Below are 21163 nucleotides of genomic sequence, written 5' to 3' on the forward strand. Positions count from 1 at the left end.
AGATAGGGGCAATAAAAAAACCCGCCGAAGCGGGCCTGGTCATATAATAATTTAATTTATTCAGGAAAAGATTTTTTCAACTTTACTTCAAGTTGATCTGTAAATTTATCGACATTGTCTATTAGTTCAATAATCTCATTATTTGTAATGTCTAAAGGCCGTCCCGACTTGGTGTGACCCGCTCTGTGTATAATGTCATTACGTATCTGTATGGCGCCCAGTATTTTTCCAAACTCCGGTAGCTCAATTTTTAATCCGTCTTCAATTGCTGGTTTTAGTTTGTCTAGTCTATGCCAAACTGTATTTTCAATAAGAATATTCATTACGTCTTTTTTGAATTTACCTATATTTTTAAAAACGTCTGTTATTTTAAAATCTTTGGGATTGCAAATGTTCGATGAAATTCTGAATAGCACCCAGTCGTCTTGTTTAGACCAATATATGACCGTGTCAGCTAAGTATGCCTCTAAGGAGGTTATAACCATGCAATAAGACATTTGCTTTATAAGCTGGTCTGATGTGTTTAGAAACGGCGATATTTCAAAAAGATTTCTAATTTCATGAACTCTTTGCTCATACTTAAGCTTGGGTAGATCACGATCATCAATCAAATCGTCATATTCATAAAAATCGCTTTCATCATGCCATGTGATGGGCGCCCATTCATCTCCGACTTCCGATTCAAGGTCCTCAATAACTTCATCAATGACATCATCAGGAACATGTTCGCCGAATCTTGCATTTAATTCTTCGCTTGGGTTGTATGGGCCGCCATGAATATATAAGTAACCGCCCTCCCTGCCGTTGAAAGGAGTTTCTTGTGCGGGGTCACAATAACGATCTGTAAACCATTCCCTCACTGCTGTTAATTGATCTTCTCTACTTGCGTTAGATAACCACTCGTTATTAAATTCTGCTGGTCCATCGTTATTAAAAGGCATATCGAAAGCATCACACGGAAAGTTGGTGTGGTCGGGATAATTAATATGGCGATCATTCATTGTCATGTATCCTCGATAGTATTCCGGTTAAAAACGAAATGTATTAAAAAATACCAACCTCTGAATACCATACTCTTATTGCCAAACTTCACCACACTCCAGCGCAACATTGGGACGCCGATCAAGAATCCGCGCTTTCATCTGCTCGCATACTGCTCTGGTGGGGTAAATGGTTTCACTGACTGGCGCATATTGAGGAAGGGAGATGATGAGGAGGACGTAGCCGATGAGCATCAGTCACCCTCCACCTGCGCGCCAGCAGCGCGGATGGCTTCCTGATATTTGTAGTGCGCCTCGGTGCGGTCACAATCAGCCGGTAAATCAGGAATCTTTACCGGCTTGACCACTGGCGCGTCGGCGTTAAGGCGCTGGACTTCGGCAAGGCAGGTGTTCCACCAGCGCGACGCTACAACGGCGTCTCCAATAGACATTGATTGCCCGTGTTTTTTTCTTTCCTGCTGTAAATTAAAAGGTGTTTTTTCCGACGGCAACCGCAAAGCAGGTACGGGCGGCTCCGCCTCTAGGCTCGCCAGCGCGATTTGCTGGCGTTCTAACTGGCTTTGAAGTAATTCAATACGCATTGCTGAATTTCCTTTCCGGCCTAGCTTCTTTTGAAGGGTTTTAATTGAGTATTCGCAGTCCGCTATGAGTAGCAGCCGCCGTTGCTCTGTTAATTGGTTAATCATTATCAATCCTCCTGAATTCGATTACCCACACCCACGGGTTAGCCTGCCAGCTGCTAGCGCCGTAAATGGATTGCCAGATATAATGGAAGTGCTCATGTGGTGTGGCGCTGTATATGTAATGGGGGATAGAGCCGTGCCCGCCATTGCACCCCTCAGCAAGCGCATCGCTCTCGGTCATACTATTTAAACGCTCAACCCGGAGGCCGGTAATCTCCAGCGTTATGCGCGAAGCCCAGCGCGGCATGTGGATGGATGGCGTCCATCGCTCATAGTTGTAAATAGTCGGGTTGTAAGTGGCTGGGGCAATCTTCTCTAACTGCGCTCCACCCCGGTAAGCAATGTTCCACTTCGTTTTTTTTGGAGGAACTGACTGCGGTTCTAAAGGCGCTGGGAAAAATGTCTCACGCACCCACAGGCGATCACCTATTGCACCGAACGGGCACCATTCGCAGTAATAGCTCTGGCTATTCGCATGATGCTTACCTGACTCCAGAGGATAGCATTCACCGATGCTTGAGGCCGCATCGATCATTTTCAATTGGCGAGGAGACAACATGCGCCGCGTCTGCGTCTTGCGACCATCCAGAACAGCTCGCACCATATCGGCGTTGAAGATTATTCCGCGCTCACGCATGGCTGGCCTCCTTTTCGCACTCGCACATGCCGACGATAGACAGGGTTAAAGCTGAAGGCTCATCCGGGCATGACACCGCATCAGAGTGATAAACCTTACCGCGATAGATAACGCTGAAACCATCAGCGTTTATCAGCATTAACTTACCGGTGCGTACAGATATACGCATACTCCGTACATCCCCTCTGACGATAGTGAAGTCAACGTGTTCTCCGACTTTGGGCTGGCGTGGCTGCCCCGTGAAGCGTCGGCAATTCTGGCAGCGTTCCATCACACACCCCCTTCATTGCGGAGTTGATTGGCGACTGTCATGAGGTATAGAGCTGCTGCGTGAAAATACTCTGACGACACAGGCTCGCTACGTGTAGCCAGATCCTTAAGTTCATTAACGGAAATATCCACCCCCTGCGCCTGCAATTCACGGATGGCGGCGTCTGTGGCTGGCACTGAAACATAATCAGGAAGAAGCTTTCGCATCAGTCCACACTCAACTGTCAGCGCGTTCACCTGCTGCTTGAGTGCGTCCATTGCTTTGAGATGCGTCATTGCAGATTCGGCAGATAATCTGTCGTGACAGTCGAAAACTGCACGGCTCACTCCCTCCGAGTCGCGCTCATACACTGTCCAGAATTGCGCTACATCATCAGCGCACATCTCGCAATTACCGTCAGCGTCTGATATGACGCCGCTTACGTAGTATTTTTCCATTTCATTGCTCCGGTAACGGGCCAGCGCGAAAGCCGCCAGCCGGGAGGTTTATTTGATAATGAGGGAAGGTTTGCCGATTTTGATTTGTGCGCCGGGGACATCCTGTCCGGCAGTAAGTAGGTGCTTGATAGCCATTTTGTCGGGTTTGATAGTTGTTTCATATTCGACAAGATCAGAGGGCAGGGCGCCGGCGTCAGTAATTTCAACTGACTTTGACGGCGCTCTCACAGTTACCTGATGGAGGCCAGCTTTAAGCGATTTCATACCCGCCGTTTCGAGTGAGTTAGCGATGTACTCTTTGATGCTGGCAACGCGATTTTCCTCCGCTTTAGCGCGCTCTGAAAAGCGGCGGCTCTCTTCCTTGAGGGCATCTGAGTATGCCGTCTGGTTTTTGCAGATTGCCAGAAGCTGCTCCACCTTATCGCTCAGCTCGCCTGACATCCCTTCGAGCGTATCGGCGATAAATTCAGGATCTAAATCCTCCGCGACCAGCTTGGCGTAATCGTTCGCAATTTGATAAAGGGCTGTCATTGTGCAATCTCCAGTTTATTTTTGGCTTCGGCATAAATGGCCTGGACGTTTTTCTGAACTGGCAGGCCGGAGGTAAGGCGGTAGGCTTTCTGAAAAAGGGATTTCAATTCGTTGATGCTTTCAGCAAGCGGCATTTTGTCGCAAAGTTCGGTAAGCTCACCTTCAAATTCCTTTTGTTTATGCTGTTCGTCCTGAATAATTTTTTCCTCTGGCACGTACGCCATTACTGGCTCTGTGAAAATTCCTTCACTTTCATTAAGCATATCCACTGCATTATCAAGTCGGTCAGCGCGAGGCCAGTATTTATGAGCACGCTTTACAATTGTTTTTCTTGCCATTTCAGACCAGAAGTTAACCCAAGGTCCTTTTGGATGTGCCCCTGACTTGCTGACCTTTCGTATATCCTCGATTTCCGACAGGCTCATCTCTTCCGTGAGATAATCACCGTCAACAGTCTTGACTGTGCAGTAGCCCCCAATGACTGCGCCACGATCTTCAGGATTGGCGTAAGGGTTGTATTTATGGAAGGGTGCTTTATCGAGGCCTGATGTTTCATACGTATCGCTGGCATAAACTAACTTGCACTGGCCCCATTTTATTACGCCGGCAGACTGAGCTATGTGCAGGAGGCCCATATAGCTAATATCAAGGCATACCATGCCGTCACGAGGCACCAGATATGCTAACTTGCTCGCTGGGTTTAAGCTGATGCCAATCGCCGCAACGTTGATAATCGCATTCTGAGCGCTTATAGGGTTGGCTATAGCTGTCTCAGCCAGTTTCTGGTTGCGCTGAAAGTGCTGTATCGCAAATTGGCATTCCTTTGCCCAAGACACTGACGAGTCAGTCAGCGCCCCGACAAACAAAGATTCCTGCTGCTTCACAAATTCAATAAGGTTGAAGCTCATTACGCTACCTCCCCGTAGCTGTTCTTATCGCGCCACATACGGATCGCATACTCACGCGTAACGCGGTACGTCAGCGCGTCCCAAAACATCTCGTCGAGCTTCTGCTGATAATCAACGTCCGACTCGTCCAGCCATTCACAGGCGGCGCCGGTAAACTCGTCGGCATCGTGGCCGCGCACCGCTGCAAAGAACGGGTTGCGCTTGTCAGCCAGGCGTTCAACCTCTTCGTGTAAGTGCTCCCGCTCGACGTCGGTAAATGCGGAAATAATGGCGTCGATTTCCCTGTTGTCTTTCAACGTGAGCCTCATAGAAGGCACCCCCTTGCGATGTTATGAGCAGCGGCCCACATAATCGGGTCATGAGTGAGCAGTGCAACGCGCGCCATCTGACGCGCCATAGTGAGAATTTCGTTCATGGTTATGGGTTCCCCGGTCTGGTCAGGGCATCAATCAGATTGCGCCAGCCGGTACGGAGGCGGCGGGTAATGGTGTCGAGAAGGGATTCAGAGCGGCCAGCAACAGGCCACCCTGCAATAGCGAGTTGCATGGCGTTTCCTTAAAAGTTGATTAGTAGTTAATGCTGGTGTGCGGGATTTTGTTGTCTTTCAGGGCAGTGAGGGTGACGATAGCTTGCTCGCGCGTAAGGCCAGCGTGAGCCATCAGGCCTTTCACTACAGCGGTTCCGATCGCTTTGCGGTGCGTTTCATTGGCTTCACGCTTCGCCTTTTCATCGGCCAGGCGTTTCTCTTCAGCCAGTCGGCGCTGCTCTGCTTCTGTGGCTTTACGCTGTTCAGCCTCGATAGCCTCCTGCTTCTCGCGCTCGGCGCGCTGGCGGGCTTCCTCTGCTTCACGCTGCGCCCGCTGTTCGGCGGCGATGCGGTCACGCTCGGCCTGTTCAGCTTGTGCTTTCAACACAGACTCACGGTGGGCTGCTTCTTCACGTTCACGCTGAGCTCTCAACTCTACCTCGCGACGGGCCGCATTCTCTGCCAGCCGCTTTAATTCTTCTTCGTACTCAATACGTTGGCGCTCAGCCGCCTCTTTCGCCGCCGCCGCCTCCCGGTCGAACTTGTCGTTCAGCAACAGGGCGATTTCGTGATCTGATTCGAATTTTTCAGCTGCCGCTTTATCGAATGCGATGTTCATTTCCAGCGCTTCAGTATGCCAGTCGAGCATCTGCTGCTCCGCCTTGAGCCGATCCTGCTCGTCTTCCCAATCCGTTAAAGGCTTGCGCACTTCATCACGCAGCGCGTCACACTCGGTTACCCAGCGGCGCAATTCAGCTTCAGCAGGTTTAACGGCCTCCTTCAGGTGACGAAGGTAATCACGGCCAGGCTTTTCCACTGCGGTTTTACTGCGTGATACCTGCGCCGCGAGTGAGGCTACGCGGGCGCGGCCCTTCGCTGTTGTCAGGTCTGGCACTTCGTTGACCTGCTGGCGAATCTGCTCAAGAAATCCGTCCAGGCCATTCGGCACGTAAAGCGCTGGTGCCTGCTCCGGCTTAATTTCCAATACTGCAATTTCCGTTGTTTCGCTCATCAATTTCTCCTTGCTGAGGGCATAAAAAAGCCCCCGGTGTCAGGCGAGGGCGGTAGGCAGTAATATCGTCGAGCTGACTCGTAAATCAGCTCTGCGATGTCACTCAGTGGGTGGTAATGGGAGCGGCATCCAGTGGGTCGGATTGCAGGCGGCTCTCTTATCATCCACATATGCGTATTGAAAATATTTTCCTAAACGGAAAGCCACGAATTGTTCTTTGGTATCAGAGCAATAAACTTGTACATCAACACCAAGTTCCGGTTTTTTTTCGCTGCACTTAATCCACTCCATCTTCCTCTCCTTACTGCGGTTGGCCGAGTGCTTTGCATATCACAGCGTCAACTTGTGCTGCGTTATCCTCAACCGGATTCAAAGAGCCAGCCTTCGACTCGACTCCTGCCTGCCGGAACTGAGCTTGAATGCGCAAGCACGCCTCCAGCAATTCAGGTGCCGCGGCGATTAGTGCCATATCCTCTTTATTGCAACTAACATGCGGGAAACCTGTTTTGTCCTTATACGCATAAAGCACATCGCCATCTTTTCCCGAAAGAATACTGCTCAGGCGTATGTGGCTGTTGCTAGTGAACCACTTCCACGGCCCCGGCGTACCCATAAATTCACTCATTTTCCCTTACTCCTCTCTATTTGAATGCGCCGCTCAGTGAAGCAGCGAAATGCCATTGCGTAATTGCCCTGGCGTCGGTACTCAAGGCCAAGACGGTGTGCTCTGACCGCCATAGCGTGAAAGTGTCTGCGCGTATGGCTGGTCATCGCTTTCCCCTGGTGAGGGCGTAAAAAAAGCCGCTCAATTGGCGGCTTTAATGAATTTGTTAAATACGATGTGCGCGTGCTTTGGCTTGAAGTCGCGAATGTCTTGCAGCACGTCGCGAAACTCGCTTAACTTCATGCCGCGCCGCTTTGCCTCGGCCTTTATCAGCCCGTTATCCATCAGGTCGTAAAGCAGTTTTGCTTCGGCTTTTGCATTGTTGAATATTGTTTTCCGAACGAATAATTCGTCATCTTTACGGCGCTTTTCTGCCGTCAAGTGGTCATCAAGTTCCTTATGAAAGTTTCCGCGCTTATCCAGCGGGACATTTAACATGCCGTGGTCAAGTGCCATAAATCCTCACTTAATGATGTGTGTTGCGTCCTTACGGACAGTTCGATAACCAGCGGCGTACAAGGCCACCTCTGGTAAACACGCGCTGCCTGACTGCCGCACCGCCCGGCGCTCACATGCGCCATTTACCGCACGTGCCACCTTCACGCTGCAACCTGCGCCCGCTGCTTCAATACGGCGCGCTAACCGTGCATCTTCCTGATGCTCTGCCTGACGTTCAGCACGGCGCGCTTTGTAGCGGCTTTTAGCTGTGCCTTGCGGCTTAGGTTCTTTCCAGATGATGGTTGCCATGATTGACCCCACTTTTGCCGGTTGAATGGCTGAATATTTATTCAGAGATAGAAAATTTTTCCGTTAACGCTTTTTTGGCCGCTTCAATACGAGCTGCGGTTCCTGCATTAGGCTCAATCTGCTGAATTCTCTGAGCATCTTGCATAAGCTGAGCAATCAGCATCTTAATGTCGTCTTCGTTCATCTCTTTTACCTCCGGGTTAGATGATTTTGGTGATTGGATGGCCGAAGTAGGAATTCGGCGCCATGCTGTTCTGTCGCCAGAAGCTTTTCCCGGCTGCGTCATTCTGACGGTCTGTTCAGCCCGCATTCACCCAATCCCAAAACCATCTGGTTCTGGCTCCGCCTGTTAGAGCGGAAGTTCATCAATGTTAAAGAGCGGTAAAACTGTTCAGACGCCCGGTCTATTTGCACAGTGGCATTCGAGAGAAGTACCTGCCTGATCACTACCTTCTCTGGTACATGCGGTGTTTTGCATGCGGGTTACGCTCATTTGCCAACTCACCCGGTCTTACTCACCCTCCAGGGCTACCATCTGAACCATCAGCTGAATCACTCTCTGGTGAGTAGTGCGTCCTGCTGATGGGTTTAAATTACAATAAAGTTTGTATTCAGTAAACAATAAATATTGTAATTTTAGCTGTAAAATACTCACTTGTTTGTTTTTAAAGGTTATTTATTTTTTGTGGGATTTGTTTTAGGGTAATGATTCATCTAAAGGAGGCATTATGGACATGGAAGAAACTCAAGCGGCGGTCGCTCAGGTGATCGGAGAGGCAGCATTGCAGGTGTTGGCAGAGGGCAGGGAACTGTCAAACGAGACGGTGAGAAATATGGTGCTGTTGCTGGCAGAGGCCGTCCCGGATTTGTCAGTGGAGTTTGCGCTGGATTTGCTCAGGTGAAAGGCACAAAAAACCCGGCGCGGGGGCCGGGTTATGTATCAATTCCCTTTAGGCAGTTGGGGGCGCTTAACTTGTGTGAGTAATGTTGCTGCGTTGACTTGCGGGATTGAACCGTCTTTTATTTTACTCACTATGTAAGCTGGGAATTTAGTCGGAAGATAAGATTGCTGCATCCATCTTCTAAACTCACCTAATGCATCATCAGGATAGACCCAAACGTCAATAGGACCCGCTTTACTCTGAGGAAACCATTCAGGATAAACATGTGGCGATTTTATTCTTTGTCCATATTTTTCATCAAGATTCGATGATAGCCAATGCTTTCCCCAAACCTTTCCTATACTTATATCGGGTACTGCACTTGGCCCAAAATTAAAACCGCCGCTAATCATTTTTAATGACAAATCGGCCATCTCAACAAAAACTGAGAAATATCCAAAGGGTATTTGCGAATTGAGTTGCAACCTATCTTGAAATGCCTGCCATGACCCACGCTGAGGATTTTCCGGATCAATCCCAACGCTTAAAAATATCAATCTTCTTAAAGCTGTATCACCAAGTGCTCTGAAATTTTTGAGAGCAATAGTTCTGTCAGTTTGTTCTGACTCGAAAGCGTAGTATTCAAGAATAGCCATGCATACAGAAGATGGATAGGCACGTGCATCTGAACCATTTTCAGTGATGGGCCAATATAAGTGAGTAAGTTTCAGCCCCTTATTTTGCAGAATCGCATCTATCTTTCGACCACGAGGCTTCTGTCTTTGATCTATCCAATCTGTTGTCAGTCGTGAGATAGCTGTAGGGTCTACACCACAAAGGCGAGACAGCCCTCCCATTGTGAGATAGGGAATGCCGTGATTGAGCACGCCCATTTGAATTCCTTCAACCTCCACTTCTTTGACTGGAAAGATTGACATATCTAACTGTTGACCGGGTAGGTACTTATCTTCGCTATCCATTTGATTTCCTTATATAATGCACTATTGACCGAAATGGTCTTTCCCTGTAAACAATTTACGACCCGATCTAATGCCGGATTCGTTTGATGGACATTAAATCGTCAATTCGACCCAAAACTTTACCACTTTTTACCCACCAGGTCCCCATGCCCCTGAAGCCAAAAACCACACCATCACCCCCAAGGCCACCACTCCCCCGAAGCGAGGAACAGCACAAACTCCAGCGCCAGCACAACCATCAGCAGCACACCGAGCTTGTGATTGCAGATCCAGTTAACCATGGGTCACCCAAACGTCTCGTCCGGCCATTGTCAGACAAGCCTTAGTTTTGTCTCAATCGCCACACCAATAATTCGGCAGTTACCGTTGATAGGCTTTAAAGGCCATGCAGGGTTGAGGCCCTTCAAAAATCTTTCGCTACCATCAATCACCAACTTCTTGAAAGTAGCTTCGTTGTCATCTGTCAGCTTAGCGACGACCAAACTGCCGTTGATGGCTTCCCGTCCTGTGTCGAAAAGCACAAAAGTACCTTCCGGTATGCTGAGGCCCATCGGTGCCGTCATTGAGTCGCCCTCAACCTCCAGCCAGAACGCATCACCCTGGATATGAGCATCGGATTCAAGCCAAAGGCTGATATCCCTTAAAGAGTAAACCTCAACAGCCTCAGCCCATGCGCCAGCCTGCACTTTGCTAATTACCGGATACTTTTTACCCTGAATATAGGGCTGGAAATTTGCAACGTTAGCATCCGGGCCCGATCCGTTCCCTTCCAAAAGCCATTGAATATCGCAGCCAAGAGCTTTTGCCAACTCAGGCAGATACCTTGGTCTTTTAGTTTTCCCGCTTTCAAGCTGCACAATGGCCTGCTGAGAGGTGCCGGTTTTTTCAGCAAGCTCTGCCTGCGTCCATCCTAACTCATTTCTTTTCGCTAAAACGCGAGACGCAATAGTCATCAAATCACCTCATTTCCTGCAAGAGATGTTCACAAGAAAAGCTGTAATTGACAAACAAACTATATTGTATTTAAAATACAAGAAAGTTTGTCAAGGAGGCTATATGCAAACTATCTCTGATCGCCTCAAACAGAAACGGTCAGAACTGAATTTGACGCAGTCCGAACTGGCTCTGAAGGCCGGCATAAAGCAGCAGTCAATTCAGCAGATCGAAGCGGGCGTAACCAAACGTCCTCGCTTCCTGTTTGAAATTGCTAACGCATTGCAGTGCGACCCGATCTGGCTGCAATACGGTAATGGCGGCACTAACGCCGCATAGTTTCACCGCTCTTTACCAACTTGGCCGCCCGCCTAACCGCGAGCACAAACACAGTGGCAAGCCCCACGGCTTGCTCACGAAACTACTTAACACAACGGAATATTACGAAATGGAACACGCAAAGAAACGCAATGAAGCGTTGCGCATTGAGAGCGCATTACTCAACAAGATCGCAATGCTTGGAACAGAAAAAACAGCCGCTGCTGTCGGCGTCGATAAGGCGCAGATCAGCCGCTGGAAACGTGACTGGATTCCGAAGATGTCAATGCTGCTCGCGGTGCTGGAATGGGGTGTCATTGATGACGATATGGCCCGCCTCGCTGCACAGGTAGCAAAAGTGCTCACAAATAAAAAATGCCCGGCGGCAACCGAGCATTCTGAACAAATCACTATCAATTTCTGAAGGCAATTATATGTCTAAATCCACAGTAATTACAAACAAAGGAGCCGCAGCGCATGGCTAAATCTTCAAAAGACGCATATGGCGCGAGCGGCCAGACAAATCTGCTGATGTTTGTGCCGGAATCATTGCACCTCATCACCGAACGCACGCACCCACTCTACGATGAACGCGTTCACCTGCCGCTCGAAGAGTCGATGGTGCTCAATATCATGGAGTTCGGCGTTCTACAGCCGATTATGGTGTGGAAAGATCCTGAAACGGGGCTTGCCTGCGTTGTAGCAGGTCGCCAGCGTGTTCGTCATGCACTGGAAGCGAATGTCAGGCTCATGGCTGAAGGTAAAGAGCCACTACAGATTCCGGGCGTCGTTAAACGCGGTTCTGCTGTTCGAATGGCAGGTTATCGCGACAGCGAAAACGAGATCCGCCAGGCTGATACCCCACTGGGCCGCGCTAAAAAAATGTCCGGCCATCTCGACCGTGGTCACGACGAGAATGACCTGGCGTTGATGTTCGGTTGCACAGTAAAAACTGTCCGCGACACTCTGGCGCTTCTTGAATGCACGCAGGCGGTTCAGCAGGCTGTCGAGTCCGGCGAGATTAATGCCACCATCGCCAGACAGCTGGCAGACCTGCCACCAGAAGAGCAGCGAGAAACAGTTGCTCAGCTGCGTCAGGCAGGTGAGGGCGCGAAGGGACATGAAAAATCCCGCAGACAGCGCTTGGTTATGGGAACCGATAAACCACGCCTCAAGACCCGCAAACAGATCACAAATGCTCTCGACAGCGCCACCGGCGATTATGCCGCTGCGTTGCGCTGGGTGCTGGGTGAAGCTCAGGAGGGATCATGAATCTCGCCACCGTCATCAATTTCCCTAAAAAAACCGAGCAAACGGGAGGTCATATGGCCGACCTGTCCAACGGGTACACCAAAGTCGCCAATGAGATACAGCAGTTTAAGCCCCGCCTGAGAATGTCAGGAAGGGAATGGCAATGTTTCGAAGCGGTGATTTGGCTTACCTACGGATGGAATAAAAAACAGGACAGGGTGACAAACACAGTGATTGCTGAACTTACTGGGCTCAGCGATACGCATGTTTCAGACGCTATCAAAGCTCTTGCGCAGCGAAAAATCATCTTCAGCCAGAAGCAGGGGATGATGAAATTAGTGGGCGTAAATACTGAGCTTTCAGCATGGATTTTAGAAAAACCGGAAACGGGAACAAAATTCCCGAAAACGGGAAAATCCTTCCCGAAAAAGGGAAAAAGGTTCCCGGAAACGGTAGACACCCAATACAAGAACAAGAACAGTAATAAAAACACTACGTCTGAGAATTCTGACGAATCCTCAAACCCTCCCAAAAGACTTCCAGTTTCTCGTCCTGAATCAGCCATCCAGTCACCCAAGGGCGATAAGTGGGGAACTGCTGATGATTTGAAAGCTGCTGAGTGGCTGTTCAGCAAGGTGCAGGTTGTTGCCCCTACGGCGCAGGAACCTAACTGGCCTTCCTGGTCGAACGATATTCGCCTGATGAGAAATGCTCTTCATGTCACGCACCATGAGATCTGCGAAGTTTTCAAATGGGCAAATTCGGATCACTTCTGGCAAACCAACGTCATGAGCCCGTCAAAGCTTCGGGAAAAATGGGACACGCTGAAAGCCCAAATGAGCCAGCCTAATCGCAACAGGCCATCATCTGCGCCACAGCCAGAAACTCCTCACTGGAACAGCCCTGAAGGTTGGGAGGATTTTCTATGAGTACTCAACTCATGCATGCGATTAACAATCGCGATGGATCCGCCCTGTCCAGAATGTCAGGGGGTAACAGCGATCCGCAGAAGGTAATCAATCCTGATGCTGAACGACTGGTTGACGCGCTCTTCAATCAGCTTAAGCAGATTTTCCCTGCGGCAATGAGTACCAGCCTGCGTGATGAAGAACGCGAGAAGACAACGAAACGCCAGTGGGTGGTAGCTTTTGCTGAGAACGGGATACGCACCCGTGAGCAGGTTTCCGCAGGTGTTCGTCATGCGCGGGCAAGCGATTCGGCATTCTGGCCGTCGCCAGGGCAGTTTATCAAGTGGTGCAAAGACAGCAGTACGGTGTTGGGTGTAACGCTGGATGATGTCATGACGGAGTTTCGCCGTTACAGCAACGAGAAGGGTTTACATTCTGGCGGGCCTGAGCGCTTCCCCTGGACAAAGCCGGTAATGTACTGGATTGTCTGCGATACCCGCAGGGCGATGTACTCACGCCAGCTTAGCGAGGGGGAGGTGGAAAAGTTCGCCAGCAAGCAGCTTGCCGAATGGTCAAAGAAAGTTTCTGAAGGCCAGTCTATACCCGATCCTGTTGCCCGTCTGGAGTCGAAAAACGAGGTGATACCCACCGGCAATCTTGTAGCGGCGGATGAAAAGAAATTTCGTTACATGCCTGATGCTCGCGTGCTGGGCTCAGTAACGCCAGCGCAATGGCTCTATGCAGAATACAAGCGGCGCAAAGCACTGGGTATGGTTTAAAATTATGACTGCGGGAATAATCCGCTCCAAAATTTAGGACTGAAAAATGACAGCGAAAAAATTAGATGTTGAGGGATATGTAGCGAGGGAGCGGCAGTTATTGTCTCAGGTAACGATGGATGAAACGCACATCATCCTGTCATTACCCGAAGGAGCCATTGGAGAAAGTTACGAGATCGCCTTAGATACAATTAAAACACCTGAACAGGTTGTGTCGTGGATCTTCCACTTGAGCTCAAAGCAGTGGGTGGACAGAGAAATGCTTAGGCGCTTCATCAAGCTGGCCTCTGAGCATGCAGGCATTGAGCTTTAAGGGAGGTCAGAGTAAGAGTAATAAACAAGGCCGCTTCTGAAGCGGTTTTTTTGTGCCAAAAATTCGGAATGGATCAGCAGGCGGCTCGCGCAGAACGAGATTCACGGCAGCAGCCACAAAAGAACAGAGGTGGATTCTGATGAATTACTGGATTAAGTGCAGTGAGCGTGTGCCACGCGATAGGCAGGCAGTCATTATCAGTGATGGGCATGAAGTTGGGGTCTGGCGCTGGCGAGGATTTTGGCCGAACAGGGAAGGCGATAGCTGCTCAGTAGAGCATAGCGCTACCGTTTTACTGGGGACGGTAACCCACTGGCAACAACTCCCATCACCACCGGAGGCATCATGACCGCAGAAGTAATCCCATTCAAAAAGACATGTCCGCATCTGGAAAACGTTCATGCAGGTATGACGCTGTTGAAGAAGTTCAACAACGAGGGCGGACACAGCCAGCAAACTACAGCGATGATTCTGGAGCAGATAGAGATTGATCTCGCTCTGCATCAGGCGGAGAACGAGCGGAGGTAGACTGTGCAAATCGACCTGGTTAAACATCCAGGCGGCGTATTTTCTCCAGTAAACGACAGTGACATCGAACGACTCCATCGATTCAAAAACGGCGAAACCTACTGCGCCGACATCAAGCTCTCCCGCAACCCCCAGTTTCACCGCAAGGTAATGGCCTTCTTTGGCTTCTGTTTCGAGCACTGGTGTGCTGACAGGGCCGGGATGGGTAATGCCGACGAACACACGCAGCGCAACCGGTTCAGGAAAGACCTGACGATATTGGCAGGATTTTACGACACGGTTGTAAACATTCGCGGTGAGGTGAGGGCAGAGGCTAAGAGCCTGGCGTATTCGAACATGGATCAGGAAGAGTTTGAGCGCTGCTATTCAGCACTGATTAACGCCGCCATTAAGCATGTGTTCGCCGGAACACTTGATCCCAATATTCTCAACCAGCTTCAGAGCTATTTCTGAGGAGCAACCATGAAAAAGTACAGGCTGATTTACGCCGATCCGCCGTGGGAATACGGCAACGAGGTATCGAACGGCGCGGCCAAAAACCACTATTCAACAATGAAACTTGAAGACCTGAAGCGCCTGCCTGTTTGGGATTTAACCGATGATGATGCGCTGCTGGCTATGTGGTACACGGGCAATCATTCGCAGGAGGCGCGAGAGCTGGCGGAGGCTTGGGGCTTCAAGGTCAAGCAGATGTTCCTCTTTACCTGGGTGAAGCTTACCGAGAAGGCCGAGCGCACTATCAATGCCGCCCTGAGCAAGCAGGAGGTTGTCGATTATTACGACTGGCTCGATCTGCTGGATACGGTCACCCGCATGAATGGCGGCAATTACAGCCGGCAAAATCAGGAAAGCGTGCTGATCGCCCGGCGTGGGAAAGGCCTGGAGCGTCAAAGCGCATCGGTGAAGCAGATTATTTACTCCCCGCTTTCAGAGCACAGCGCTAAGCCTGGTGAGGCCCGGCACCGATTGAATGTTCTCTATGGCGACGTGCCGCGCATCGAACTGTTCGCGCGCGCGCAGGATGATGGCTGGGACAGTTGGGGCAATCAATGCGATCGGTCGGTAGATCTGCTACCCGGCGTCGCGGTGAAAAACGTAGCGGAGAAAGCAGCATGAGCAAAATGAAAATAGCAATAATGGAATCAGCATCTGAAAGTGAATGGAGAGGTTCAACTGAACTGGCACGACGCGCCTGTTTTCCTGCTTCTTCGGTACGAGTATCGCTGGTTGCCCTGTGTACTGCCGGACTGTTAGAGCGCAGGACTGACCCTAATAACCCGCGCCACACACAGTACAGGAAGACCGAAAAACAATGCGGATTTGGCGTAAATGCCAACATGGCAGAGTTTCAGCGCCTGATAAGCACAGCGAGGATCAGCCATGCGACAGCAGGTTAGCATCACCCACCTCGCCTGTGAGCACGCCAAATTAAAACCACCCCGCCAGAAGCCAAAGCGCCAAAAAATCCCCAACGAATCGGAAGTCGAAACCTGCTTTTATGCAGAGCGTTTGCGGCTGGCTGTTGCGGACAAAATGAGGATGCCGAGATGAGGGAACCTTTGTTAAAAATTACCCACGATGAGCTGTGTCTCAGAGCGGAGCGATTCCTCAAATCAAACGGATTCGGCGTGGCGTTTCACGATAAGTTCCGGGCTTATTCAGGCACTGGCGAATTGCCGGACGCTCTCGGGTTTCGTAACGGCGTTTCATGTCTGATTGAAGTTAAGTGCTCCCGTTCTGATTTCCTCGCCGACCGTAAAAAGCATTTCCGTATTGACCCAATTGTGGGTATGGGGGACTGGCGTTTTTTCATGTGCGAGCCGGGCATTATCGCGGTGGAGGACTTACCACAAGGCTGGGGGCTGCTTTACGTGAAGGGAAATCGGGTTCTGAAGGTTCACGGCTGGCCTGCGAACACGATGTGGTTTTATCAGAAACCCTTTGCTGCAAACAAGCAGGCTGAGTGCGATTTCATGTATAGCGCCTTGCGCCGAATGGTGGTGCGCGGCCACTTCAATGAAATTTATGACGGCCTGCCCGGTAAACCAGAATTAGCGGAGGTTGCCAATGGCTAAAGGCGCAACGCCGAAAAAGCCGAAGCCTAAGACCTGCCCGATCTGCTCCACGCAATACACTCCCCGAAGTTCTCTCCAAAAAGTCTGCCACAACTACCGCTGCGCCATTGCGTTCAATAAGCAACGCGATGCAGAGAATGCTGCGCGCGAACAGCGCAAGCAGGAACGTATACAGCGAGATGATTTACGGCAAAGAAGGGAGAAGCTCAAAGGTAAGCCGGAGTGGAACAGAGAGGCTCAGGCAGCGGTTAACAAGTTCATCTTTTGGCGGGACTATGGCAAGCCCTGCATATCGTGCGGCAGGCAGCTTAATTACGGCGTCCGGGGTGGTGCAGTCGATGCCAGCCACTACCGCTCACGAGGAGCAGCGCCCTGGCTAAGGTTCAACGTCTTCAACAATAACGCCAGTTGTGTCCACTGCAATCGCGACTTATCAGGCAATCCCATTCCCTATCGTATCAACCTCATCGAGAAGTTTGGCCTCGACCGGGTTGAGCGCATTGAGCACGACAATACCGTGCGGAAATTCGACATTGAGTACATGAAGCGAGTGAAAGCGATATTCACACGCCGGGCGCGGCATTACGAAAAACTTCGCAAACGTCATCAGGAGGCGGCATGACCAGAGAATACGTCAAGAAAATCCATTATCCATGCGAAACGGCGTCAATATTTCAGGGTGTCATTTTCGTAATACGACCGCAGCATGCTTCAGAACTGCTTTGTGAGGCGGACAAAGCGACTGAGTTCTACCTGAATTATTTCCCCTACGTGACACTGGAAAACATCCGGGAAGGCATTCGCTACAGCTTCGGAGGGCTTTATTTTACCGACGATCAGCTAATTCGGGAGGCGGCATGAACTGGCTAACCCGACTACTCACACCTTTCACACCGATTATTCCGACAATCCAGCAGCCATGCAGGCGCGGCAGCTATCCAGTTAACACCAGACTGAGGAAGAAGCGATGAGCATACGCGAGCTAAATCTCACCAAGGAGCAACACGACTGGCTGAACGGCTGGCTTGAGTTGTGGGGATCATGGGTTTACAGCGGCAGGCTTGAAAGGCGGCAAAGCAGCATGATCGCCGTATGGATGGCATCGGTAGAGCCTCAACCCGGTATGACTAGGCCAATGTGCAATGACGATGACGGAATGTTGATTTCTCAGGTCGTAGATTCCGTCATCTGCATTGATAAAAAAGCGTTTGGCATCCTGCTAAGTTACTACGCTCACGGCTCTTCTAAGCGAGCTATTGCATCGTACTACCACAAGACCGCAAGTCCCCGCAAAATAACGCGCGGTCGGGGAGGGGAAGGCTGGCGCAAACCATCTGAAGAGGCGTGCCGTAAGGAAATCACCGAAATACTTAATGCCAGCCTGTTTTTGCTGTATCAACCATTGCAAGATGCTTTCAACGGTCGCAAACGCTTGGACAAAATTAAGAAAGTTGCATAGATAATGCTTGACTTTGTTTTACCCATTTACCCATAATGTAAGGGTAAGCTGCCGTACGTGTCCTTAGGGATGTGACGGCGGCTTTTTTTTATGTCCAGAATTCTGGGTGAGAAGCACAGAGGTTGTGCGTTCGGCTGTTAACCGATTGGTCGCTGGTTCGAATCCAGCCTTGCCCGCCAAATAAAATAACTCCTCAAGTAAACAAATATGTTGACCGTATAAGCATTATTGTTTACTATAGCTACATGTTCAACAGACAGGAGGAGTAGTGAAGCAAAGCGAGTTCAGGCGGTGGCTTGAATCTCAGGGAGTTGAAGTTTCAAATGGCACAAACCATCTGAAGCTAAGATACAACGGGAAGCGAAGCGTAATGCCAAGGCATCCCGGATCTGAGATTAAAGAACCACTCCGAAAGGCCATACTCAAGCAGCTTGGCCTGATATAAAAAACCAGCCCTTCGGGGCTGGTACTCGCGGAGATTCACTAACACGATATGCGATACCCGATAAAATTAGAGCCAGACAGCGGCGGCTTCGTGGTTTCGTTCCCGGATATACCGGAAGCGCTTACCCAGGGCGATACGCGAGAGGAGGCGCTGGCGATGGGGTTGGATGCGCTGGTCACATCCTTTGAGTTTTACTTTGAGGACAGCAGGCCCGTGCCGCCTCCAGGCGATATTGCAGATGATTTTGTTGAAGTGCCGGCCAGCGTGGCGGCGAAAGTGCTCATGCTTAATGCTTTCATCGCTTCCGGCTTAACTCAGGTTGAACTGGCTGCGCGCATGGGGGTAAAAAAGCAGGAAGTAACACGTCTTTTCGATCTGAATCACTCGACCAAAATCGACACGGTACAAAAAGCGTTGTCCGCGCTTGGTAAGCGGCTTGAATTAGCCGCTGCCTGATAGGAAAAAATCATTAAAGGCTCACTTCGGTGGGCCTTTTTTATACTTACTGGTCAACAAATACCCAGTCTCGCCCTCTACTGTCATGGTATTTATCAGTCGTGTACTGAGATTTATGACCCAGTAATCTCATTGTATTTACGCCCTGACTACGATATAGCCGCTCTGACAGTGAGCGTTGTTCATGAAATGATGGTGGATTCCCTTGCCAGTAGTTATCTGGGTAGGCTAGCCGTCGCGCTCGCATAAATCCAACTGTCAGGGCTGCGGTTGTTGCGGCGCGACCACAGTCGAATCGTAAAATATTTCCAGACGCAGGGGAGATCCGGATGACGTCATTCAGGCTCGTACCAATCGCATCTAAATGGAGCGATAACGGCAGGGCAACCTTTGCACCAGTTTTTTCCTGTTCAACGAACAAATAGCCATCGCGTATGTTATCAGATGACATTTTCTGAATGTCGCCCCGTCGCTGACCTGTTATCAGGGCAAGTAGCATGCTGAGGTATGTGTACTGGAATCCATGTACACTCGCCGCGCGAAAAATCCGCAACCATTCGTTCAGGTTTAAGCGCGACCTCTGAGGTGAGGTGCGAGGAGAACGGATAGGTGCTGCCGGATTGTGGGTAATCAGCCCAAAGGAACACGCCTCACTAAAAATATCTGAGATAACTGAGTGCGCTGTTTTGGCAGCAGACGCATGGCTTTCAAGCGCCTTGGCCCGGATTATCTGGTGTAGTTCTGATGTCTGGATATTATGGAGCATTCGATGACCAAATTTCTCATCAAGGCGATCCAGCCAGATTTTTTTATTGTATATAGTTTTATTGGACAGCCCGCGCTCAACTAGCAGGCTGGTGTAAGTCGATAACCACTCAGAAAAAAACACGGCTCCCTCCGTAAGGCAGTCAGTCAACCTGGTTTTTTGGATCGTTAACATATTTAAAAAAAGCGTCACGCAGATCTAATATCGAAGCGCCTTTTAGCTCAGTGTCATTACCATGCAGGTCAACAACACGATCAGATTTATTGATGCAATATATAAATCCGTTAACATCGAAACATAAAAAATCATGTGCATCGCTACCCAGGCGTTCCTGTAGTGGCAAGCGCCCTTCAAGGAATAAAACCTTCATGTCTTTAAAATCCGGGTCTGTGTCGAATTTCATTTCTCTGATGAGTCTGTCAGCCTCTCTGTGCATTAAATATGCGCGGTCACGCAAATGAGACACCATTGCCCGAACCATTGATGCCGGTAAACGGCGCTCCTCTGATACCCACTGCCGAACTGAGCGATCATTGATACCAAACACGCGTGCAAGTTCTGATTTCCAGTTCGAGCCATAGGCGGCCTCACCTGCACGTGTGAATAACTCTATTTTTTTGTCGTTATTCATAATGAGCTCCTAAAATTTTTAGCGGGTGTAAACATAGCAAATTTGTTCGCCTAACCAGGAATTCGGCGCGCCAAAAAACAAATCGCGCTCACCACCCCAGGAACTAAACATCAAATTATTTTCTGCACAGACCCATTCCTGACCGTGGTTGAGATTGTTTTCTTCTGCAACAGTAAGTAGCTCGATATATCGAGATTTTCTTCCAATAGCATTTTTTCTATTTTCTTCGTGCTGCATTAATTGATTACGGGCATCAATAGCGTCCTGCCATGCTTCGCCAAGCTGGAAGACAAACCGCTGACGAAGAGTTTTAGCAGAAGGATTTTTTGCATACGCTACGCGGGCCTTAGCCCAGGCATTCTGCATAATTAATTTGGTGTCGTAGATGTATTTCATATTGTAGCCCTTTGGCTGTTGGAGTTGGCTTGTTCCCCCTCCCTTGAACCCAATAATACTATGTACCGGATTTCGGTACAATATATTTCTTGTTATTTAAGCAAAAAAATCCGCACATGGCGGATTCTTCTTCGGTTACTCCCTCAGCGCATTAGCGCATTCATTTTAAACAGCATAAGAGCCGGTCTTACCGGGCTGCCGGAGACGGCCGTATGGCAATTGAGTTTTTTACCAAAGAAACGTTACTTGGACTGGGTGGCGCACTTTCCGTTGGTCTGAATGGATGGATGGCGTTTGGACGTTATTGGGTAAGTAACAAGGCGCGTAACGCCAACGATATTCAGCAGATAGATATGCTTGAACGACAGGAGCAGTACATAGAGCGTTTGGAGAAAACAAACACTGAACTGCGTTCTGACAACGCCGCCAAAGATGAAACCATCCGACAGTACTGGAAAACTATTGCTGATACCCAAGCCAGATTGCAGATTATCGAAAGCTCGCAAAAACATCTTGAAGAGCAAAACGAGGCGCTGAAACACCAGGTATCTGAGCTGACATCCTCAAACATGAATCTGGTTAGCCAGATAGCACAACTACGCACATCGCTGGAGGTGACGCGGTGAA

General features: G+C 49.7%; 39 protein-coding genes and 1 tRNA gene. 19 read left to right on the top strand and 21 right to left on the bottom strand.

Annotated elements, in window-relative coordinates:
- Positions 1 to 56: 56 nt before the first annotated feature.
- From FA91_RS04445 to FA91_RS20935, 16 genes are all read right to left on the bottom strand, one after another.
- The gene (locus tag FA91_RS04445) at positions 57 to 1001 is read right to left on the bottom strand and encodes a HEPN domain-containing protein (RefSeq protein WP_051937000.1); all 945 of its coding nucleotides are present in this window, start codon (positions 999 to 1001) and stop codon (positions 57 to 59) included.
- Between the two features lie 75 nt (positions 1002 to 1076).
- Positions 1077 to 1235, bottom strand: coding sequence for a hypothetical protein (locus FA91_RS21185; protein WP_197060482.1), 159 nt, complete (start codon positions 1233 to 1235; stop codon positions 1077 to 1079).
- Entirely contained in the window at positions 1235 to 1687 is a 453-nt protein-coding gene (locus tag FA91_RS04450; RefSeq protein WP_034912929.1) for a hypothetical protein, read from the bottom strand. The genes FA91_RS21185 and FA91_RS04450 overlap by 1 nt, the downstream gene beginning before the upstream one ends.
- Entirely contained in the window at positions 1680 to 2321 is a 642-nt protein-coding gene (locus FA91_RS04455; RefSeq protein WP_034912932.1) for a hypothetical protein, read from the bottom strand. The genes FA91_RS04450 and FA91_RS04455 overlap by 8 nt, the downstream gene beginning before the upstream one ends.
- Positions 2314 to 2490: a hypothetical protein gene (locus FA91_RS20930; RefSeq protein ID WP_156103043.1), complete on the bottom strand. Its 177-nt coding sequence runs from the start codon at positions 2488 to 2490 to the stop codon at positions 2314 to 2316. Before FA91_RS20930 ends, FA91_RS04455 begins: the two co-directional genes overlap by 8 nt.
- 101 nt (positions 2491 to 2591) lie before the next feature.
- The gene (locus tag FA91_RS04460) at positions 2592 to 3029 is read right to left on the bottom strand and encodes a hypothetical protein (protein WP_034912934.1); all 438 of its coding nucleotides are present in this window, start codon (positions 3027 to 3029) and stop codon (positions 2592 to 2594) included.
- Positions 3030 to 3077: 48 nt separating this feature from the next.
- Positions 3078 to 3560 carry a siphovirus Gp157 family protein gene (locus tag FA91_RS04465; protein WP_034912937.1) on the bottom strand — a complete coding sequence of 161 codons (483 nt, stop codon included), beginning with the start codon at positions 3558 to 3560 and terminating at the stop codon, positions 3078 to 3080.
- Positions 3557 to 4468: a recombinase RecT gene (locus FA91_RS04470; protein ID WP_034912940.1), complete on the bottom strand. Its 912-nt coding sequence runs from the start codon at positions 4466 to 4468 to the stop codon at positions 3557 to 3559. The genes FA91_RS04465 and FA91_RS04470 overlap by 4 nt, the downstream gene beginning before the upstream one ends.
- Positions 4468 to 4776 (bottom strand): hypothetical protein, encoded by a 309-nt coding sequence (locus FA91_RS04475; RefSeq protein WP_034912943.1) that lies wholly within the window; start codon positions 4774 to 4776, stop codon positions 4468 to 4470. The genes FA91_RS04470 and FA91_RS04475 overlap by 1 nt, the downstream gene beginning before the upstream one ends.
- A 109-nt stretch (positions 4777 to 4885) precedes the next feature.
- Positions 4886 to 5014: a protease FtsH-inhibitory lysogeny factor CIII gene (locus FA91_RS20325; protein WP_072032284.1), complete on the bottom strand. Its 129-nt coding sequence runs from the start codon at positions 5012 to 5014 to the stop codon at positions 4886 to 4888.
- Positions 5015 to 5034: 20 nt separating this feature from the next.
- Positions 5035 to 6006: a hypothetical protein gene (locus FA91_RS04480; RefSeq protein WP_034912946.1), complete on the bottom strand. Its 972-nt coding sequence runs from the start codon at positions 6004 to 6006 to the stop codon at positions 5035 to 5037.
- 99 nt (positions 6007 to 6105) lie between these two features.
- A complete protein-coding gene (locus FA91_RS04485; protein WP_051937002.1) occupies positions 6106 to 6297 on the bottom strand; it encodes a DUF551 domain-containing protein in 192 nt (63 codons plus the stop codon).
- A gap of 10 nt (positions 6298 to 6307) precedes the next feature.
- Positions 6308 to 6631, bottom strand: a complete 324-nt coding sequence (locus tag FA91_RS20025; RefSeq protein WP_051937003.1) for a hypothetical protein — start codon at positions 6629 to 6631, stop codon at positions 6308 to 6310.
- A gap of 180 nt (positions 6632 to 6811) precedes the next feature.
- On the bottom strand, positions 6812 to 7126 hold the full coding sequence (locus FA91_RS04495; RefSeq protein ID WP_034912948.1) for a hypothetical protein: 315 nt from the start codon (positions 7124 to 7126) through the stop codon (positions 6812 to 6814).
- A 6-nt stretch (positions 7127 to 7132) separates the two neighbouring features.
- The gene (locus tag FA91_RS04500; RefSeq protein ID WP_034912950.1) at positions 7133 to 7417 is read right to left on the bottom strand and encodes a hypothetical protein; all 285 of its coding nucleotides are present in this window, start codon (positions 7415 to 7417) and stop codon (positions 7133 to 7135) included.
- Between the two features lie 37 nt (positions 7418 to 7454).
- Positions 7455 to 7703, bottom strand: a complete 249-nt coding sequence (locus FA91_RS20935) for a hypothetical protein (protein ID WP_156103044.1) — start codon at positions 7701 to 7703, stop codon at positions 7455 to 7457.
- A gap of 442 nt (positions 7704 to 8145) precedes the next feature.
- On the opposite strand from FA91_RS20935, the gene FA91_RS20940 reads away from it, so the two are divergent.
- Entirely contained in the window at positions 8146 to 8319 is a 174-nt protein-coding gene (locus tag FA91_RS20940; protein ID WP_156103046.1) for a hypothetical protein, read from the top strand.
- A gap of 38 nt (positions 8320 to 8357) precedes the next feature.
- Here FA91_RS20940 and FA91_RS04505 read toward each other — a convergent pair whose 3' ends face one another.
- Both FA91_RS04505 and FA91_RS04510 read right to left on the bottom strand, forming a co-directional pair.
- The gene (locus tag FA91_RS04505) at positions 8358 to 9278 is read right to left on the bottom strand and encodes a hypothetical protein (protein WP_034912952.1); all 921 of its coding nucleotides are present in this window, start codon (positions 9276 to 9278) and stop codon (positions 8358 to 8360) included.
- A 311-nt stretch (positions 9279 to 9589) separates the two neighbouring features.
- A complete protein-coding gene (locus FA91_RS04510) occupies positions 9590 to 10231 on the bottom strand; it encodes a S24 family peptidase (RefSeq protein ID WP_034912955.1) in 642 nt (213 codons plus the stop codon).
- A 103-nt stretch (positions 10232 to 10334) separates the two neighbouring features.
- Between FA91_RS04510 and FA91_RS04515 the strand changes: the two genes are divergently transcribed.
- The 17 genes from FA91_RS04515 to FA91_RS04590 all read left to right on the top strand — a co-directional run bounded on the left by FA91_RS04515 (position 10335) and on the right by FA91_RS04590 (position 18743).
- Positions 10335 to 10550 carry a helix-turn-helix transcriptional regulator gene (locus FA91_RS04515; RefSeq protein ID WP_034912956.1) on the top strand — a complete coding sequence of 72 codons (216 nt, stop codon included), beginning with the start codon at positions 10335 to 10337 and terminating at the stop codon, positions 10548 to 10550.
- Positions 10551 to 10659: 109 nt separating this feature from the next.
- Entirely contained in the window at positions 10660 to 10953 is a 294-nt protein-coding gene (locus FA91_RS04520) for a lambda phage CII family protein (protein ID WP_034912958.1), read from the top strand.
- A 53-nt stretch (positions 10954 to 11006) separates the two neighbouring features.
- The gene (locus tag FA91_RS04525; RefSeq protein WP_034912959.1) at positions 11007 to 11801 is read left to right on the top strand and encodes a ParB/RepB/Spo0J family partition protein; all 795 of its coding nucleotides are present in this window, start codon (positions 11007 to 11009) and stop codon (positions 11799 to 11801) included.
- On the top strand, positions 11795 to 12709 hold the full coding sequence (locus FA91_RS04530; protein ID WP_051937005.1) for a replication protein: 915 nt from the start codon (positions 11795 to 11797) through the stop codon (positions 12707 to 12709). The genes FA91_RS04525 and FA91_RS04530 overlap by 7 nt, the downstream gene beginning before the upstream one ends.
- Positions 12706 to 13467, top strand: coding sequence for a replication protein P (locus FA91_RS04535; RefSeq protein ID WP_034912964.1), 762 nt, complete (start codon positions 12706 to 12708; stop codon positions 13465 to 13467). The genes FA91_RS04530 and FA91_RS04535 overlap by 4 nt, the downstream gene beginning before the upstream one ends.
- A gap of 46 nt (positions 13468 to 13513) precedes the next feature.
- Positions 13514 to 13780, top strand: a complete 267-nt coding sequence (locus tag FA91_RS04540; RefSeq protein WP_034912966.1) for a hypothetical protein — start codon at positions 13514 to 13516, stop codon at positions 13778 to 13780.
- 345 nt (positions 13781 to 14125) lie between these two features.
- Positions 14126 to 14308 (top strand): hypothetical protein, encoded by a 183-nt coding sequence (locus FA91_RS04545; RefSeq protein WP_034912969.1) that lies wholly within the window; start codon positions 14126 to 14128, stop codon positions 14306 to 14308.
- A gap of 3 nt (positions 14309 to 14311) precedes the next feature.
- Entirely contained in the window at positions 14312 to 14761 is a 450-nt protein-coding gene (locus tag FA91_RS04550; RefSeq protein WP_034912972.1) for a DUF1367 family protein, read from the top strand.
- Between the two features lie 9 nt (positions 14762 to 14770).
- The gene (locus FA91_RS04555) at positions 14771 to 15424 is read left to right on the top strand and encodes an MT-A70 family methyltransferase (protein WP_034912975.1); all 654 of its coding nucleotides are present in this window, start codon (positions 14771 to 14773) and stop codon (positions 15422 to 15424) included.
- A complete protein-coding gene (locus tag FA91_RS21190) occupies positions 15421 to 15705 on the top strand; it encodes a winged helix DNA-binding protein (RefSeq protein ID WP_197060545.1) in 285 nt (94 codons plus the stop codon). Before FA91_RS04555 ends, FA91_RS21190 begins: the two co-directional genes overlap by 4 nt.
- Before the next feature lie 150 nt (positions 15706 to 15855).
- Complete coding sequence (locus tag FA91_RS04560; protein ID WP_034912978.1) at positions 15856 to 16383, top strand: hypothetical protein; 528 nt, start codon at positions 15856 to 15858, stop codon at positions 16381 to 16383.
- Positions 16376 to 17005: a recombination protein NinG gene (locus FA91_RS04565; RefSeq protein ID WP_034912980.1), complete on the top strand. Its 630-nt coding sequence runs from the start codon at positions 16376 to 16378 to the stop codon at positions 17003 to 17005. Before FA91_RS04560 ends, FA91_RS04565 begins: the two co-directional genes overlap by 8 nt.
- Entirely contained in the window at positions 17002 to 17244 is a 243-nt protein-coding gene (locus FA91_RS04570; RefSeq protein ID WP_034912982.1) for a hypothetical protein, read from the top strand. Before FA91_RS04565 ends, FA91_RS04570 begins: the two co-directional genes overlap by 4 nt.
- Positions 17245 to 17350: 106 nt before the next feature.
- Complete coding sequence (locus FA91_RS04575) at positions 17351 to 17842, top strand: antiterminator Q family protein (RefSeq protein ID WP_034912983.1); 492 nt, start codon at positions 17351 to 17353, stop codon at positions 17840 to 17842.
- 104 nt (positions 17843 to 17946) lie between these two features.
- Positions 17947 to 18021, top strand: a tRNA-Asn gene (locus tag FA91_RS04580).
- An 89-nt stretch (positions 18022 to 18110) separates the two neighbouring features.
- Positions 18111 to 18287 carry a type II toxin-antitoxin system HicA family toxin gene (locus FA91_RS04585; RefSeq protein WP_034912984.1) on the top strand — a complete coding sequence of 59 codons (177 nt, stop codon included), beginning with the start codon at positions 18111 to 18113 and terminating at the stop codon, positions 18285 to 18287.
- Positions 18288 to 18335: 48 nt separating this feature from the next.
- Entirely contained in the window at positions 18336 to 18743 is a 408-nt protein-coding gene (locus FA91_RS04590; protein ID WP_034912985.1) for a type II toxin-antitoxin system HicB family antitoxin, read from the top strand.
- A 46-nt stretch (positions 18744 to 18789) separates the two neighbouring features.
- Here the strand turns inward: FA91_RS04590 and FA91_RS04595 are convergent, their stop codons facing one another.
- Genes FA91_RS04595 through FA91_RS04605 form a run of 3 tightly spaced genes read right to left on the bottom strand, consistent with a single transcriptional unit; the run spans position 18790 to position 20536 of the window.
- Positions 18790 to 19632 carry a tyrosine-type recombinase/integrase gene (locus FA91_RS04595; protein ID WP_051937007.1) on the bottom strand — a complete coding sequence of 281 codons (843 nt, stop codon included), beginning with the start codon at positions 19630 to 19632 and terminating at the stop codon, positions 18790 to 18792.
- Between the two features lie 19 nt (positions 19633 to 19651).
- A complete protein-coding gene (locus FA91_RS20030) occupies positions 19652 to 20140 on the bottom strand; it encodes a hypothetical protein (protein WP_051937009.1) in 489 nt (162 codons plus the stop codon).
- 18 nt (positions 20141 to 20158) lie between these two features.
- On the bottom strand, positions 20159 to 20536 hold the full coding sequence (locus FA91_RS04605) for a hypothetical protein (protein ID WP_034912986.1): 378 nt from the start codon (positions 20534 to 20536) through the stop codon (positions 20159 to 20161).
- Between the two features lie 212 nt (positions 20537 to 20748).
- On the opposite strand from FA91_RS04605, the gene FA91_RS04610 reads away from it, so the two are divergent.
- Complete coding sequence (locus tag FA91_RS04610) at positions 20749 to 21162, top strand: hypothetical protein (RefSeq protein ID WP_034912988.1); 414 nt, start codon at positions 20749 to 20751, stop codon at positions 21160 to 21162.
- Position 21163: the final 1 nt, after the last annotated feature.

The organism is Erwinia sp. 9145, from assembly GCF_000745075.1.
Classification (GTDB): Bacteria; Pseudomonadota; Gammaproteobacteria; order Enterobacterales; family Enterobacteriaceae; genus Erwinia; species Erwinia oleae.